At 43.1% G+C, this 16,096-nt stretch carries 13 protein-coding genes; 9 read left to right on the forward strand and 4 right to left on the reverse strand.

Features of this window, described 5'->3' with window-relative positions; all coding sequences use genetic code 11:
- Positions 1 to 13: 13 nt before the first annotated feature.
- The 4 genes from F975_RS01445 (at position 14) to F975_RS01460 (ending at position 4,239) form a co-directional block, all read left to right on the forward strand.
- The gene (locus F975_RS01445; RefSeq protein ID WP_004749690.1) at positions 14 to 586 is read left to right on the forward strand and encodes a cob(I)yrinic acid a,c-diamide adenosyltransferase; all 573 of its coding nucleotides are present in this window, start codon (positions 14 to 16) and stop codon (positions 584 to 586) included.
- Between the two features lie 48 nt (positions 587 to 634).
- Positions 635 to 1,360, forward strand: a complete 726-nt coding sequence (locus tag F975_RS01450; RefSeq protein WP_004749691.1) for a glycerophosphodiester phosphodiesterase — start codon at positions 635 to 637, stop codon at positions 1,358 to 1,360.
- 160 nt (positions 1,361 to 1,520) lie between these two features.
- Complete coding sequence (locus F975_RS01455; protein ID WP_004749692.1) at positions 1,521 to 2,684, forward strand: acyl-CoA desaturase; 1,164 nt, start codon at positions 1,521 to 1,523, stop codon at positions 2,682 to 2,684.
- 112 nt (positions 2,685 to 2,796) lie between these two features.
- The gene (locus tag F975_RS01460) at positions 2,797 to 4,239 is read left to right on the forward strand and encodes a protein adenylyltransferase SelO (RefSeq protein ID WP_004749693.1); all 1,443 of its coding nucleotides are present in this window, start codon (positions 2,797 to 2,799) and stop codon (positions 4,237 to 4,239) included.
- A 32-nt stretch (positions 4,240 to 4,271) separates the two neighbouring features.
- Here the strand turns inward: F975_RS01460 and F975_RS01465 are convergent, their stop codons facing one another.
- Together F975_RS01465 and baeS are read right to left on the reverse strand one after the other, a co-directional pair.
- Entirely contained in the window at positions 4,272 to 4,958 is a 687-nt protein-coding gene (locus F975_RS01465) for a response regulator (protein ID WP_004749694.1), read from the reverse strand.
- Positions 4,959 to 4,962: 4 nt separating this feature from the next.
- Positions 4,963 to 6,642 carry a sensor histidine kinase efflux regulator BaeS gene (gene baeS / locus F975_RS01470; protein WP_034425553.1) on the reverse strand — a complete coding sequence of 560 codons (1,680 nt, stop codon included), beginning with the start codon at positions 6,640 to 6,642 and terminating at the stop codon, positions 4,963 to 4,965.
- 143 nt (positions 6,643 to 6,785) lie between these two features.
- Between baeS and F975_RS01475 the strand changes: the two genes are divergently transcribed.
- The 5 genes from F975_RS01475 to F975_RS01495 all read left to right on the forward strand — a co-directional run bounded on the left by F975_RS01475 (position 6,786) and on the right by F975_RS01495 (position 12,276).
- Positions 6,786 to 7,181: a hypothetical protein gene (locus F975_RS01475; RefSeq protein ID WP_004749696.1), complete on the forward strand. Its 396-nt coding sequence runs from the start codon at positions 6,786 to 6,788 to the stop codon at positions 7,179 to 7,181.
- Positions 7,182 to 7,462: 281 nt separating this feature from the next.
- Positions 7,463 to 9,265, forward strand: a complete 1,803-nt coding sequence (locus F975_RS01480; protein WP_004749697.1) for an acyl-CoA dehydrogenase C-terminal domain-containing protein — start codon at positions 7,463 to 7,465, stop codon at positions 9,263 to 9,265.
- A 134-nt stretch (positions 9,266 to 9,399) separates the two neighbouring features.
- Positions 9,400 to 11,178: an acyl-CoA dehydrogenase C-terminal domain-containing protein gene (locus F975_RS01485; protein WP_004749698.1), complete on the forward strand. Its 1,779-nt coding sequence runs from the start codon at positions 9,400 to 9,402 to the stop codon at positions 11,176 to 11,178.
- Between the two features lie 119 nt (positions 11,179 to 11,297).
- The gene (locus F975_RS01490) at positions 11,298 to 11,783 is read left to right on the forward strand and encodes a phosphate-starvation-inducible protein PsiE (RefSeq protein ID WP_004749699.1); all 486 of its coding nucleotides are present in this window, start codon (positions 11,298 to 11,300) and stop codon (positions 11,781 to 11,783) included.
- Positions 11,784 to 11,829: 46 nt separating this feature from the next.
- Positions 11,830 to 12,276 (forward strand): hypothetical protein, encoded by a 447-nt coding sequence (locus F975_RS01495; protein WP_004749700.1) that lies wholly within the window; start codon positions 11,830 to 11,832, stop codon positions 12,274 to 12,276.
- Between the two features lie 133 nt (positions 12,277 to 12,409).
- Here the strand turns inward: F975_RS01495 and F975_RS01500 are convergent, their stop codons facing one another.
- The gene (locus tag F975_RS01500) at positions 12,410 to 13,873 is read right to left on the reverse strand and encodes a phospholipase D family protein (RefSeq protein WP_004749702.1); all 1,464 of its coding nucleotides are present in this window, start codon (positions 13,871 to 13,873) and stop codon (positions 12,410 to 12,412) included.
- 103 nt (positions 13,874 to 13,976) lie between these two features.
- Positions 13,977 to 15,992 carry a zinc piracy TonB-dependent receptor ZnuD gene (gene znuD, locus F975_RS01505; protein WP_004749703.1) on the reverse strand — a complete coding sequence of 672 codons (2,016 nt, stop codon included), beginning with the start codon at positions 15,990 to 15,992 and terminating at the stop codon, positions 13,977 to 13,979.
- Between the last annotated feature and the right edge of the window lie 104 nt (positions 15,993 to 16,096).

A 16,096-nucleotide genomic window follows, 5' to 3' on the forward strand; every position in this document is an offset into this window, starting at 1 on the left:
AAAGGAACTACTTATGGGTCACCGCTTAAGTAAAATTTCAACCCGCACTGGCGATGATGGCACTACAGGGCTTGGAGATGGGACACGTGTTGAAAAAGATGACTTACGTATCCAAACGCTCGGAGATATCGATGAACTCAATAGCGTCATCGGTGTATTACGTGCACAAGTTGTTAACAGCAATATTCAGGCAGATGAAAAACAACGCTGGGATAAAAGCTTAAGCTTGATCCAACACTGGTTATTTGATCTGGGCGGTGAAGTCTGCATTCCCAACTTTACTATGGTTCAAGAGTCCGCTTTGCTATTTTTGGAAACAGATATTGAAGCCATGAATAAATATCTGCCAATGCTCAAAGAGTTTATTTTGCCAGCAGGCTCATTATCATGTAGTTATGCGCATCAGGCACGCGCTGTGTGTCGCCGTGCTGAACGTAGTCTTATCAGCCTGCAAAAGCGTGATCAAAATATTCAGAAAACGTCACTCCTGCTACTTAACCGCCTGTCTGACTGGTTATTTGTTGCATCTCGCAGTTTGCAACTTGAAGAACATGGCAAAGAAATGTACTGGCAAAGACAAAAATAGCATTTTCAGCGTAGAATAAATTCATTATCAATTTGATTTGGCACATGAATGCAAATTATTGGTCATCGTGGTGCGCGTGGTGAAGCACCTGAAAATACCCTCGGTGGTTTTGCTTATTTAAAACAGCTGGGCATTAGGGCAGTCGAGTTCGATGTCCGCCAACTTCCAGATGACACGCTTATTGTCATACATGATGACAATTTTTTTCGGACGTCAGGAAAAGTGGGTTCTGTTTACCAAAGCCAGCGACATGATCTGGCTCACCATGATCATCGCTCCAAATGGAAAAACTGGGAAAATCATGAACCAACCCCGTGTCTATCACAGGTTCTCGATTTATTGCAGGACTTTCAGCATATTGAAGTTGAAATTAAAGCTGTTGCCGATCAAGCTCAGGCCGAACGTCTTATTGGGACATTACAACAGCAATTAAAAGGTTTTGAACGATCAGCAACCATTACCAGCTTCGATGAAAAAATCTTACAGGCATTACAGCACAGCCAAAGCCAGTTTCAACGCGGCTTACTGATTGAAGACAACATTAAAACCCAAGCTATTGAAAAAGCAATAAAATATGGTTGTGCGCGCATTGGCTGGAAAGATAAACTCGCCACACCTGATATGATTGAATTATCAAAACTGGCAAAACTTGCAGTCAGTGTCTGGACAGTCAATGATGTATCAAGAGCAAAAAGCTTACTAGATCAAGGCATTGATGGGTTAATCACAGATTTTCCAAAAACAATGCAACATCAGCTGGGAATTTTAGAGTAATATTTAGACAGAAGATATTGATCGAAAGTTTATCTTTAGCTTTTAAAATACAAGTGTATAATATTGCTAAAGCATCTATTCTATAAAGATGTCTCTGAACAGCCATCAGTATTAAATTTTTGAAGGTTGACCCTATTTACTCTTAGGAGCGTCGCTGCATATGACTCCCCTGCCCCAAGCAAAAGCACCGATTAACTGGACAGCAACCATTACGTTGTTGGGGACCCCCATTGCTGCCCTGATTGCCATACCGCTATATGCTTATTACCACGATTTTTCTGTCAGTGCGTGGGTAAGCCTATTTTTTCTACTCGCGCTGAGTAGTTTAAGTATTACAGCGGGCTATCACCGTTTATGGGCACACCGTGCCTATGAAGCGGCTCTCCCACTAAAAATTATCCTGATGCTCGGTGGTACATTTGCTGTGCAAAACAGTATTTTGTACTGGGCTTCTGGACACCGTACTCATCATCGCCATGTTGATGATATTGAACAAGATCCGTATTCGATTAAAAAAGGTTTCTGGTATGCCCACTTAGGCTGGATGATTCGTGATTATCCTGCAGCTACAGCAAACTATAAAAATGCGCCTGATTTGCTTAACGATAAAGTCGTGATGTTCCAAGACAAATACTATGTGCCTTTGGTGATTGCCGTACATGTGGTGATCTTGGGTACAATTGGCTGGGCAGTTGACGACTTGTGGGGCGTGATTTTATTAGGTGGTTTACTCCGCCTAATCTTGAGTCACCACGTAACTTTCTTTATTAACTCACTGTGCCACATGTTTGGTAAACGTCCATATACTGACGAAAATACCGCACGTGACAACTTCTGGTTAGCGATTGCAACTTGGGGTGAAGGCTATCATAACTACCACCATATCTTTCAGTATGACTACCGTAATGGTGTGAAATGGTGGCAATATGACCCAACTAAATGGCTAATCTGGTCGTGTTCAAAAGTCGGTTTGGCAAAAAATCTACGCCGTATTCCAAGCTTTAATATTAGAAAAGCAGAATTGGCAATGAAATTTAAATATGCTGAACAAGACCTCGCGGTTTATGGGCATGACATTAATGAAGACATGCGTAATATGAAACAGCATATCGCTCAAGAATATGAAGCATTTACCCACACGCTGAATGATATGGCAAAACTCAAAGAGCTTGAGTTGCAACATAAAAAAGCAGCAGTTACTGAAAAAATCCAGAAATTTGATCACAAATTAAAGCTGGATTTTCAACTGATAGAACAGCGTTTACAGCACCACCGTGACCGCTTGGAAGTATTAGTAAAAAGCCTGCGTAAGATTTCAACTTAATCTTATATCGCGATTAAAAAAAGAGATGCCTGTGCATCTCTTTTTTATTTTGTCATTCCAAAGCGAAGTTTTGTTATAGTCTTTCTGAACATTTGCAAAACCTGCCGACTATATGATTTTTAATTCCCTGTACCCTTCTTTAAATGCCAAGCTTTATCATCAGCAAGCACCTAAACCATTGCAGGGCGCGCGTGCGGGACACTTCAATGCAGCTTTAGCTACTGAATTACAATGGTCACCTGAAGAACAACAGGATTGGATTGCGATTTGTAGCGGGCAAAAAACCTTTGCTGAGTTTCCACCACTAGCAATGGTTTATGCAGGGCATCAGTTTGGACAATGGGCAGGACAACTCGGTGATGGCCGTGGTTTGCTGATTGGACAAATTCTAGATCGGCAAGGTAAAACCATTGACCTACACTTAAAAGGGGCTGGCAAAACCCCTTATTCGCGTATGGGGGATGGTCGCGCAGTGTTGCGTTCCGTGATTCGTGAATACTTGGCAGGACACGCGCTGAATGCTTTAGGTATTGCATCAAGCAATGCGATTGGATTTACCACCTCTCAACATGCTGTGCAGCGCGAGCAACTTGAACAAGGCGCAATGTTACTACGTACAACAGACTGTCATATTCGCTTTGGGCATTTCGAATGGATTAACCAATACGCGCCTGAACTACTGACAGAATTTACTCAAAAAGCCATCGAATGGTATTTTCCTGAATGTCTGACTGCGGAACAGCCAATTCTTGCTTTTGTCGATCAGGTGATTGAGCGTACAGCCAAAATGATCGCTCAGTGGCAATTGGTCGGCTTTGCTCATGGTGTGATGAATACCGATAATTTAAACATTACAGGTTCAACTCTGGATTTTGGCCCTTACGGTTTTATGGAGCGCTTTCGCCCCAACTGGATCAACAATCATTCTGACCATCAGGGACGCTATAGCTATCAAAATCAGCCAAGCATTGGGCACTGGAATTTATGGGTTTGGATCAACAACCTTGTGCCACTTGCCAAAGCTGAAGATCGTGAGCAGTTTAAGCAGGACTTGATCAAAGCCTTGGAACAGTTTGAACCGAGATTTCTAGCATTTTATCAGCAAGGGTTGGCTGCAAAAATGGGGTTGCCCGACTTTCATAAAGACAGCTTTGACTGTGGCATGGCATTTTTAAAAATCATGCAAAGTGAGCAACTGGATTACACGCAAAGCTTTTTGCGTTTACAAGACAAACAATATCGCGCCATTCAAGATGACTGCCTCGATACCCGTCAGTTTGAGCATTTCCTGCAACAATATCAGGCCATTCGCGAAAACCAAGATACTGAACAGCTTGATGCCGCCATGCGTTTGGTCAACCCGCGTTATATTTTACGCAATCATATGGCACAGACAGCGATTGAAGCCGCACAGCGCGATGACTTTAGCGAAGTGGAGCGTTTATTTGAGTTACTGGCGCAGCCTTTTACCTATCAACCCGAACGTGAACGCCCTGCCGATCTTGCACCTTTACCAAGCGATGTACCCGATGTAATGGTGAGTTGTTCATCTTAAAAAAAGGAGCGTTATCGCTCCTTTTTATTTACTTAGTCATTCGGATATTCAAAACGATACCCGACACCATACACAGCTTGTACCCATTCATGGCGATTATCATCTTCTGCAACTTCAGAAATCTTGCGGCGCAGGTTTTTAATATGACTGTCAATTACACGGTCAGCCACGTCAAAACTGTCAGGGTTAATATGATCAAGCAGCTGAATCCGTGAATAGACTTGTCCAACATGCTCTAAAAATAGTTCTAACAAGCGGAATTCGGTTGGAGTCAAATTCAAGGCTTTTTGTTTATACCAAATGCGTTGCTGAGACTTGTCAATACGAAACAGATCATTGTCTTCAGGTTCGGCTTTACGCTCTAAACGGCGTAACACGGCTTGTACACGTGCAACCAGTTCTTTTGGGCTAAAAGGCTTACAGACATAATCATCTGCTCCCATATTTAAGCCCAGTACCCGATCAATTTCTTCAGTCCGTGCAGTCACCATAATAATCGGCAAGTTAGACTGTTCGCGGACTTTACGGCAGATGGTCAAGCCATCCATACGCGGCACCATCAAATCCAGAATCATCAGGCTCGGTTTGCGTTGTAAAAAGCTGTTATAGGCTTCTTGTCCATCATGAAACATACTGACTTCATAGCCCGCCGCTTCCAAGTAGTCACGAACCAGCCCCGCTAATTCAACTTCATCTTCAACCAAAATAATATGTTTCATAAACTTATGTCCTAGGAATTTTTGGGAAAGTTAACTGGCAACGCAAACCACCCAAAGGTGAGTGATCAAAACTGAGCTTGCCCCCTAAAGCTGTCGCAATTTTGACTGAAAGTGCCAAACCTAAACCTGTGCCACCCGTACTACGGGTACGCGAATCATCAACACGATAAAAACGCTCACCCAAACGTTGCAGCTGTTCATCGGTTAAACCTAATGGACTATCATCGATAAATAATGTCCATGTCTGTTCATTTTGCGCGCTATGAATGCAAATCTTGCCGCCTTGTTCAGTATAACGAATGCTATTGCCGAGCAAATTCACCACAATCTGTTTAAAGCGGTCGACATCTAAAGACAATAACGCACCTGTACCATCCACTTCGATTTGTAATTGAGCCTGTTCAAATTTAGGGGTGAAATTAATCACCTCCTGCACCACGACCTGCCACGGATCAACCTCAGCAAAATAACAGGTCAACTGTTGTGCTTCAACCTGTGCCAAGTCTGCCAGATCTTGAGTCAGTTTCTTGAGGCTACTCACCTGACTCATCATTGAAGCAAAATGCTCAGGGGTCGGTTTACGGATACCATCTTGCATGGCCTCAATCTGTGCCTGCAACACCGCAAGCGGAGTTTTAAGTTCATGGGATGTATCGGCAACCCACTGACGTCGCGATAATTCATGTTGATGCAAAATCTCGGCAAGCTGATTCATTTGATTGGACAAATCACCCAGCTCATCATTACGTTTGACCTGCATTTTGGATTCATAGTGCCCTTTTGTTAACTCACGGGCAACACGTAACAGTTGGTGAATCGGCTTCTTAAAATAAGTCGCCAGTAACAGGGCAAGGAGTAAACTGGCAAATACCGTAACTGCATAAATCAGCAGTAAAACCTGCTTTTGGGTACTAAAGAAATTGAGGCTGAGTGCATCTTCCTGATCAAGAACAGGTTTTAAGCCCAAATATCCAACGACCTGATTATTGACGGTAATCGGGCGAAATGAAACTGCACCTGTATTTTGCTCGCCGACTATAAAATGCTTTTTCGCATCATACAAAGATAAACGCGAACTTAGCCCCAATTTATCGGGCATCGGAATAAAGCGTTTTTTGCCTTCAGGTGGCGCACTAGCGAGCAAAGATTCGCCCACTTTAGGCTTATGGTTGTCCTGTGGTGGCTTACGATTCCAGAGAGCACCATTTTTTAAAGGAAAGCTCAGGCCTTCAAACGGTTGATATTCAGAGGGCAGGTTTTCTTGCAATAATCGAATTTCGCTTACAGACAATCCTTCTTTTTTGACGGCTGTTTGCTGCTCAACGCCAGTCGGAACATTTAAAATGGTATTTTCTTTAAAATAGCGCTGCTGAAAAGCAATATCATATTGACGGCGTAACCAAACTCGTGAAAGATGATCATAATCATCAGGGTTAGGCTTGCCTTCTATTTGTAAAATCTGCGCCTGGATGGCATTGCCCCAGTCATGATAAATACTGTATACCCCAGCCAAGTTTTCAATGAGATGATCCAGTTTTTGCATTTCAACATCAGCAACATACTTGGTGAAGTTTTCCTTCATGGTCCATTGAAACACACCCAAGCTCACCGTCGTAATAATAACGGTGGTCAACAACACAGTTAAGAATAAGCGTAAGGCAATGGGAACACGCAGGTTTTTCAAAAATTCAACTCTATCAACAGCCTGATTTTTTCCATTGTAACTAACATGTGGATAAAAAACTCTCCATTGTTCCTTCATGTTGGTTGGTTAAAGTTAACACAGTAAAGTTTTTTAACTTTCGTATACAAAAAAAGGACAATAAAATGAATCGATTCGCCAAAGTTGCTTTAGTAAGTGCTACGTTGCTCAGCATGGGAACGCTAACCGCTTGTCAATCAATTATGCAACACCATGATCCTGCTGGTATGCAAGCAGGTTCACAAGAACCACATCATCGCCATCACTGGCAACATCATATGTCAGAACAGGAAATGGCAAAACATCAAGCAGCACTTGAACAATTTAAACAGGCATGTAACAACCAAACTGTTGGTGCTAAAGTTCAGGTCAAACTTGAAGATAAAACCATTACAGGTACATGCGAACTACGCTTTAAACCTGATATGAATAAAGACCATCCAATGTATCCAGCAAATATGAATAAAGATCATTCAATGTATCCAGCAAATATGCCCATGCCTGCACCTGCGACCAAATAAATCACCACAAACAAAAATGGCAGATCACTATGGTCTGCCGTTTTTGTTTATCACTCAGTCGATTGGCTAAACGCACATCAAATTATTATATAAAATCAATATTATTCAATATTTTATTATAGTAAATTCAATTTAATTTGACTTTATAGTCACACAGATTCCACGCTTCCGCTCTTGTCGAACACTGCAACTTGTTGCACGATGTAATCCATACAAAGTGCTGGGAAAGGCACATTTTAAAGACATAAAACTGGGGTTTGCCAGTACAAGAGGATATGATCATGCCACAATACAAAGCACCTTTACGTGATATGCAATTTGTCTTGCATGAGTTGCTACATGCCGAGCAGCACTATGCCAAATTGCCTGCATTTCAAGATACGGTTAGCCGTGAATTGATTGATCAATATTTAGAGGCTGCCGCAGATTTTTGTGAAAATGAACTGTCTCCACTCAACCAAATTGGCGATCGTGAAGGCTGTACATGGCATGACGGTGTCGTCACAACCCCAACAGGGTTTAAAGAAGCCTATCAAAAATATATTGAACTGGGCTTTCCTTCCCTTTCAGCAGAAGAACAATACGGCGGTCAGGGTTTGCCAAACTCGCTAGCCACTGTAATTTCAGAAATGGTGGGGAGTTCCAACTGGGCATGGGGCATGTATCCTGGCCTGTCACATGGTGCTGTACGTACCATTGAAGACCACGGTTCAGACGAACAAAAAAATACCTATTTACCGAAACTGGTTTCAGGTGAATGGACAGGTACCATGTGCCTGACCGAATCACATGCAGGTTCAGACCTCGGGATTATTCGCAGTAAAGCCGAACCTAATGCAGATGGCAGTTATGCCATTTCAGGAGAGAAAATCTTTATCTCTGCAGGTGAACACGATATGGCTGAAAATATCGTGCATATCGTACTGGCACGCTTACCAAATGCACCGAAAGGTACCAAAGGGATTTCACTGTTTATTGTGCCAAAATTCCATGTCAACGCAGATGGATCTCTAGGTGAACGCAACAATGTCCGTTGTGGTTCAATCGAACATAAAATGGGTATTCATGGCAATGCCACCTGTGTCTTGAACTTTGATAAAGCCACAGGCTACCTGATTGGCCCTGAAAATCGCGGGCTTAACTGTATGTTCACCTTTATGAATACGGCACGTATTGGTACAGCGGTGCAAGGGTTGGCGGCTTCTGAGTCATCATTCCAAGGGGCATTGGTGTATGCCAAAGAACGCCTAGCAATGCGCGCGCTTTCTGGGGCAAAACAGCCTGAAAAAGAAGCTGACCCAATTATTGTGCATCCTGCGGTACGCAACATGCTCTTGACCCAAAAAGCCTTTGCCGAAGGTGGTCGTGCCCTTGTTTACTTACTGTCTCAATATGCTGATTTGGTAGAACGTGCTGCAACGAACGAAGAACGTGAGTTTGCTGATAATATCTTGTCTTTGCTCACACCAATTGCCAAAGCTTTCTTGACCGAAACAGGCTATGAAGCAGCCAACAAAGGCGTTCAGGTCTTTGGCGGACATGGTTTTATTGCGGAACATGGCATGGAACAAATCGTGCGGGATACTCGTATTGCCTGTTTGTATGAAGGCACAACCGAAATTCAGGCACTCGATTTGCTCGGTCGTAAAGTATTGCAAACCAAAGGGGCATTATTGCGTGATTTCACCAAAATCATTTATGACTTTACCCAAGAGCAAGCCAACAATACTGAATTGCAAGAGCTGATCAGCGCGCTTGCAAGCCTGAATAAAGAATGGGGACAACTCACCAACCGTATTGGTGAACGTGCCAGCCAAAACCCTGAAGAAGTCGGTGCGGCGGCTGTTGACTACCTGTTCTTCGCAGGCTATGTGACCTTGGCTTACTTATGGGCACGCATGGCGGTGGTTGCTCAGCAACAACTGGTTCAAGGCTCAAGCGAAGTTGAATTTTACAAAGCCAAAATCACCACGGCGCAATTCTACTTCAAGAAGGTCTTACCACGCGTACATGGACATATTGCCGTGATTGCAGGCGGCTTAGAACCTCTCATGAGTCTGGATGCCGAACACTTTGCATTCTAATGCACAGAAAAAAGGCTGCCACTGTGCAGCCTTTTTTATGAAATGTCTTGCAACGATATTGTGGTGGCGATACACAATCCATCACGATAAAAATTGCTAGAGTTAAAACAAACACAAAAAACAGGTGAACAACAATGCCAATCTATAATGCCCCACTTGCCGATATGCGTTTTATTTTAAATGAGGTCTTTGACGCAGAACAGTTTTGGCAAAGCAATGAAAAGCTGGCACATTTAGATGCTGCAACTGCCGAGGCAATTTTAGAAGAAATGGCGAAATTTGCCAAAAACATTACCCTTCCTCTCAACCGTAGTGGTGATGAACACGGCGCTCACTATGCCGATGGCAAAGTGTCTACGCCAGAAGGTTTTAAAGCCGCATTTCAACAGTATGCCGAAGGTGGCTGGATTGGCTTAAGTGCCGATGAAGAATGGGGCGGTCAAAGCATGCCAAAAATGCTCACCGTACTTTCAGATGAAATGATTTTTGCCACCAACCCTGCTTTTATGCTGTATCCCCTTTTGTCCGTTGGTGCAGGTATGGCACTCAGCAGCTATGGCTCACAAGAACAAAAAGAAACCTATTTGCCAAAAATCTACTCGGGTGAATGGTCAGGTACCATGTGTTTGACAGAACCACATGCAGGCACGGATTTGGGGATTATTAAAACCAAAGCTGAACCCAATGCTGATGGTAGCTACAACATCACGGGCACCAAAATTTTCATTACAGGTGGTGACCACGACCTCACGAAAAACATCATTCACCTTGTGTTGGCCAAAACCCCAAATGCACCTGCAGGTTCACGCGGAATTTCATTGTTTATTGTGCCAAAATATCTGGTCAATCAAGATGGCTCTTTGGGCGAACGTAATCATGTTGCTCCAGGTTCAATCGAACATAAAATGGGGATCAAAGCTTCAGCCACCTGTGTCATGAACTTCGATGCTGCCAAAGGCTTTTTGGTCGGCAAAGAAAATGAAGGCTTGGCTGCAATGTTTGTGATGATGAACTATGAACGCTTGTCGATGGGGATTCAGGGGCTTGGCGCTTCAGAATTTGCCTACCAAAATGCCGCGCAATACGCCACAGACCGTCTGCAAGGTCGCAGTGCCACAGGCGTTAAAAACCCTGACAAACCTGCCGATAGTATTTTGGTACATGGTGATGTACGCCGCATGTTACTCAATGCTCGCGCCAACAACGAAGCCTCACGCGCCTTTGCGGTCTATGTGGGACAACAGCTCGACATTACCAAGTTTTCAACCGATGCCGAAGCCGTGCGCAAAGCCAATAACCGTGTTGCCCTGCTCACGCCGATTGCCAAAGCCTATTTAACCGATACTGCCTTTAATGCCGTACTCGATGCGCAAATGTGTTTTGGTGGACATGGCTATATCGCTGAATGGGGCATGGAACAATGTGTCCGCGACTTACGGATTGCCCAGATTTATGAGGGAACCAATGGCATTCAGTCCCAAGATTTGATCGGTCGTAAGGTCATTAAAAATAACGGCGAATTCTTATATGAGTACATCGAAGAAATCCGTAATTTTGTACATGACCTCGATATCGAGCTTAATTTTATTAAAGACTTGACTCTCGATGCATGTCTTGAAGTTGAAGCCATCACCCAACGTGTGATTGAACAAGCTCAAGAAGACCCAGACTTTGCCAATGCCGTTGCGGTTGATTATTTGCATATGGTGGGTCTACTCAGCTTTGCCTATATGTTTGCCAAAATTGCGCATGTGGCACAGCAAAAACAAGGCGAGTTTTATGCCAACAAACTGCGTCTTGCCCAATATTATATTGAAAAAGTTTTACCTGAGCTCAACAGCCGTTTTGCCAAGATTAATGCTGGCTCAAGCGTGATGATGCAATTTGACCCTGCCTACTTCACTCAGCAATAATTTGCTTCTATTCTAAAAAAATGCCTGATTCATCAGGCATTTTTTTATTTTATGATTTGTCATGAATTTTGCATGATGATAACTTAATCTAACAATAGATCGAATAAAGGTGTCATCTCATGCCCACTCCCAAAGATAAAATCGATCAAGTTCAACCATTCTTAGATCGTATTGGTCATTTGGCTGTTGAAAGTTTTCATTATCTGGCCTTGTTTATTATTGGCTGTATGATCGCATGGTCAGCCGTGCATACCACTATTGGTATTTTTACTGAAAAAAACTACGCCAGTATTGATGATATTTTACTGTTATTTATCTATTTAGAACTTGGGGCAATGGTCGGGATTTATTTTAAAACCAACCACATGCCTGTGCGTTTTCTGATTTATGTTGCGATTACCGCCCTGACCCGCCTGCTGATTTCCGTGATTCAGCACGACCATAAAGCCTCTCTAGACTTGCTGATTGTGACAAGCTCAATCCTGATTCTGGCAGTAGCGATTTTGATTGTGCGTTATGCCTCTTGGCATTATCCATCAGCAATTAGAGAAAAAAATGAAACTGTCAGCAAAAAACTACAGCCTCAGGATGATGAACTAGCATAATAATTGTCAGATATATTGATCAAATGAAAAAAGAGAGCTGCGGAAAGTGTCTAATTTAAATTTTGAACGTCTAGAGCAATTTTTTGCCAAAGTTCCAAGTGTGCAAACCAGCCGTATTGTGGGGCATGGTGATGATGGACAACATGCATGGTGGTTTAAGTTTTTTATTGATCTTGAGCATCCTTTAGCTTGGCAAACCGTACAGGAACTTGGACATGTTTTGAATTACTTGTCCACCAATGAGCGTTTACCGACCCAGTTTCTTCCTGTATCTCCACCACCGTATATGAATGGTGAAGCCAAAGACTTTCTAGCTTGGGTGATTCAGTGTAACCATGCTGACTTTTCACCTGACGTGGTTTGTGACTGGCTCGAAGCACGCTTACCAAACCCTGTTGATGATGAAAGCCAGTGGAAAATCAAAACAGATTTAAGCGAAATCGAATCACTGGATGACAAGGCGCTTGACCAACTCATTCCACCTCAAAGTTAATGATTTAAAATAAAAAAGAGAGGTATATAACCTCTCTTTTTTATTTTAGCTTGAATTTGCATCTTGCGTTATAGCCTGTTTATTTTTCTGCTATAGGCAGAAATACAGGAGCTTAATGAAAGAAGTCTAAACTTCAGAATGTCGACAACCCTGACCATTCCATAAAACGATATAAGGCATATTTCAGTTTCGAGCTATCTGCATACTTGCTGTAGTCCACACTGATTTGACGACCATTCAGGTTTTCCCAAGCCGTATTAAAATAACGCTGTGCATCAACAAACACAGGGGTCTGTGTCGCACCAATCACACGCAAATCAGTTTCCAGATTGTAGTTTTTCAAATTGCGTGCGGTAAAATTGGCTGAACCAAGTAACAACTCAGATTGTGTCACATTGTGCTTTAACAGCATTTTAGTGTGGGCTTGCTCGCCATGCGTGTCATTCCAACGGATCTGAATCCCCGCATCATGCAATTCTGCTGCAACTTCACGGTTTGGAATTCCATTTTTCTTTAAACCAAAAGCATCTTTATTCGGATCGAGTAACACGCGAATCTGTACGCCACGGCGTTTAGCTTGTTTCAAAGCATCAATAATTTTACGTTCTGACAAGTAGAACATCGCCAGATCAATATGATCTTGTGGTTTCGCGGTATTGATCATGTTCAGTGCTGCCCGATAAATCGCAGCTTCGGTGAGCACCTGAACCTGTGGCAGATTTTTTGCACCTTCTTGCTGCCCAATAATCACGACACCCATGTCCCCTTGTGACATTTCTGCTACGGGTTGCTCAGAGTTTAAAATATCGACAGCCACAGGGCCTGATACCAATAAAGCGACATTGTCATGATGTGAACTACCATCATGTGGGTTGGCCGAGGTCACCAGACCTTTCCAGCCCTGATCGGTATCCACCACAATCATTTTACGATGATTGGCTTTAAAATTCAGCAAGTTAAAATAACTACGCAGTGTCACCTTGCCTTGTCCAAATGGATTCGGTAACCAGCCTGCTTGCGGATTATTGCCTGCGCCCTGACAGCACAAATACCAAAAACCTGACCATACAGGATTCGGTGTCCGTAGCGGTGTGAGATTGGTTTCAATCACGTCAACACCTGCCTGACGCAACTTGCGATAGTGTTCAGGTGCAAGCCCACCATACACCGAGTTAATCGGGTCGGTAATGACTTTAATTTCGATATTTGGAGATTGAATGCGCTTTCTAATCAACGCTTGTGTCAGCTCTTGTGTCAAATGTCGTTGAGGCTGGGCATGTTCGCCCATTTCGTCATTAAATAAAAACATATCAATGACAATCGTGGTCTTAGCCTGCTCAACCAAACTCAGCATTTGATTAAAAATACGCTGATCTTGTTGTACCTTTCCTGTTGCATCAACATAAGTTTCGTCGGCAAAAAACTGCACATCGGCATGCTGCAATGCGCCCGTATAGTCAATCCCGCGTGGCAACGGTTTGACCGTATGGTACACTGCAGAAGACGCATAGCCAATAAAGAAAATACCAGCGAGCAGCCCTGCATAATGGCGGGGAGACCATTGTAACTTATCATTAATTCTGTGAAATATACGCATAAAAATAAACCTAACCCAATAGCGTCAGGCTAGGTTCTCTCTCAGATTTTTTCAAGAGTAATTTCGTGATGGGAAGCACTCCTGTCACGAATTCAGCAGCATCTTAGAAGTTAAAATCCACACCAATGGTAAAGTTACGCCCCACTTGTGGCACATTGGCAAGGAATGATTCATGCTGATAGACTTTGGCATCCAGCAAGTTGTTGGCTTGAGCATATAAACGATAGCCTGTTTTCGGGTTGACTTGTCCTGTATATGCCAAACCCAGATTTAACATGTTGTAGCCTTTGGTAGCAGTTTCATAATTGGCGATATCATCCTGATTAAACACATGATAATACTCTGCTGTTGCTGAGTAGCCATCACCAAAGTCTGCTTTGAAACGTGTCCCTAGACGTCCCCCCGGAATACGTGGTGCATTGCCTTGATTATCGAGTTTGCCACGCACATAGTCACCAAACAGACCTGCATTCCAGACCGGTGAAAGCTGATAACTCAAGTCCGCATCAACGCCATAAAAATGCGCTTGTGCCTGACTATATTGAATCAAACGAAAATCCTGATATTGATCGAGCGTTTTGGCATAAATAAAGTTATCAAACCAGTTCTGGAACACGCTAACGTTATATTTCAAACGGTCATTGTTAAAGTGCAGCCCCAATTCAAGGTTATTGGATTTCTCTTTATTTAAATTGTCATTGCCCAATTCATAGGTATTGGTCGCCATATGCTTGCCATCAGAATATAACTCCTGAGCAACAGGTAAGCGTTCTTGATGCGATGCTGTCAGTGACAGTTTATAGTTTGGAATAAACTCCCAACTGGTTGAACCTGCAAGCGAATAGGCTGTACCACTGTAGTCTTTTTGGGTGGAGTCAATATTGATATTTTGCTGGTCAATCCGCGATGACACTTCAAAATTCAGATGATTGAGCCGCTTTTGTTGTAACGCAAATAGGCTGTATTTTTTGGTCGTGTTCGGATTCATCAACGATTCATCACCATTGATACTGAGTTTTTGCTGGGTAAACTGTGTTCCAATTTGCCCTCTCCAGCCCGCCCACGGGTTGTTGCTCAAGGTAATCCGCGCATCTGTACCTTTACTGCTAAAGCGAGTATCTGGAGTATCACCCGCCATTTCGGTATGTTGATAATCGGTATAGTTGGCTTGAGCCGATAATTTGTTAAAACCTGCAAATGGATCTTTCAACTCGGTTTTAATGTCGTAGCGTTTTTCCTTTAAGTTAATCCAGCCTTGTGCATCATCCCCACCAGCCACTGCTGTGCCACAACCGACCAAGCTGTTGCCGCTGCGCTCACAGGTGCTATAAAGTTCGTTATCGGCAGGAATACCATATTGGTCATGGCGCTGGCTAAAGGAAATTCCTGTATATCCTCGGTCATAAATCCACGACAGGCCCACATTATAGTCTTTGGAATCTGCAAAAGTGCTGTCCTGACGACGATCTTCGCTTTGCAGATCTTTTGGCAAAATATAGTTATTGGCATCGCGTTTTAAGCCACCCAGACGCAGTGCAAACTGATCGCCTAATCCAATCGTGGCATTGCCAGAATACAGCAGTTCATCACTTCCTGAGTTATAGCGCACGCCTGCACGACCACTATAGCCACCTTCAGGCATTTTCGTGGGAATCTTATCATCCACCACATTGATCAAACCACCGACAGATCCTGCAGCATATAACAAGGCTTCAGGGCCTTTAAGAATCTGAATTTCCTGTGCCGAATTCGGATCCACTGTCACTGCATGGTCAGGTGACACACTTGATACATCTAGGGCATCTCCCCCATTTTGGATGATTTTGACACGTGCCCCATCTTGTCCACGAATCACAGGGCGACTCACCCCGCCTGTGTACTGTGCCGAATAAACCCCTGCCTGACCATTTAAAGCATTACCAATCGTAGTTGCACCTTCAATCAAGGTTTTCTGATCGACAACAACATCACCAGCAGTTGAATTTACTTTTGGTTTTTTGGTGACATGAACTTGAATAGTAGGTAAATCGCTTTCTTCCACAGATGCATCTTGCGCCATGACGTGTTGAATCGCCAGCGATAAAATGGAAAGAGCAAACACATGTTTCTTAAAAGGCATTGTAGGCATCCAGTGCTAAATTTGTTGTTATATTATAACGCATCTTTTTATTTACAAGACTCATTCGTGCTTTATCTAGAATTCCGTTAAAATTTTACTTTTCT

Source organism: Acinetobacter brisouisimilis, from assembly GCF_000368265.1.
GTDB lineage: Bacteria > Pseudomonadota > Gammaproteobacteria > Pseudomonadales > Moraxellaceae > Acinetobacter.

Excerpts from the sequence above, each read along its gene's own strand:
- F975_RS01445 (WP_004749690.1), top strand. The coding sequence starts at position 14 with ATGGGTCACCGCTTAAGTAAAATTTCAACCCGCACTGGCGATGATGGC.
- F975_RS01450 (WP_004749691.1), top strand. The coding sequence starts at position 635 with ATGCAAATTATTGGTCATCGTGGTGCGCGTGGTGAAGCACCTGAAAAT.
- F975_RS01455 (WP_004749692.1), top strand. The coding sequence starts at position 1,521 with ATGACTCCCCTGCCCCAAGCAAAAGCACCGATTAACTGGACAGCAACC.
- F975_RS01460 (WP_004749693.1), top strand. The coding sequence starts at position 2,797 with ATGATTTTTAATTCCCTGTACCCTTCTTTAAATGCCAAGCTTTATCAT.
- F975_RS01465 (WP_004749694.1), bottom strand. The coding sequence starts at position 4,958 with ATGAAACATATTATTTTGGTTGAAGATGAAGTTGAATTAGCGGGGCTG.
- F975_RS01475 (WP_004749696.1), top strand. The coding sequence starts at position 6,786 with ATGAATCGATTCGCCAAAGTTGCTTTAGTAAGTGCTACGTTGCTCAGC.
- F975_RS01480 (WP_004749697.1), top strand. The coding sequence starts at position 7,463 with ATGCCACAATACAAAGCACCTTTACGTGATATGCAATTTGTCTTGCAT.
- F975_RS01485 (WP_004749698.1), top strand. The coding sequence starts at position 9,400 with ATGCCAATCTATAATGCCCCACTTGCCGATATGCGTTTTATTTTAAAT.
- F975_RS01490 (WP_004749699.1), top strand. The coding sequence starts at position 11,298 with ATGCCCACTCCCAAAGATAAAATCGATCAAGTTCAACCATTCTTAGAT.
- F975_RS01500 (WP_004749702.1), bottom strand. The coding sequence starts at position 13,873 with ATGCGTATATTTCACAGAATTAATGATAAGTTACAATGGTCTCCCCGC.
- znuD (WP_004749703.1), bottom strand. The coding sequence starts at position 15,992 with ATGCCTTTTAAGAAACATGTGTTTGCTCTTTCCATTTTATCGCTGGCG.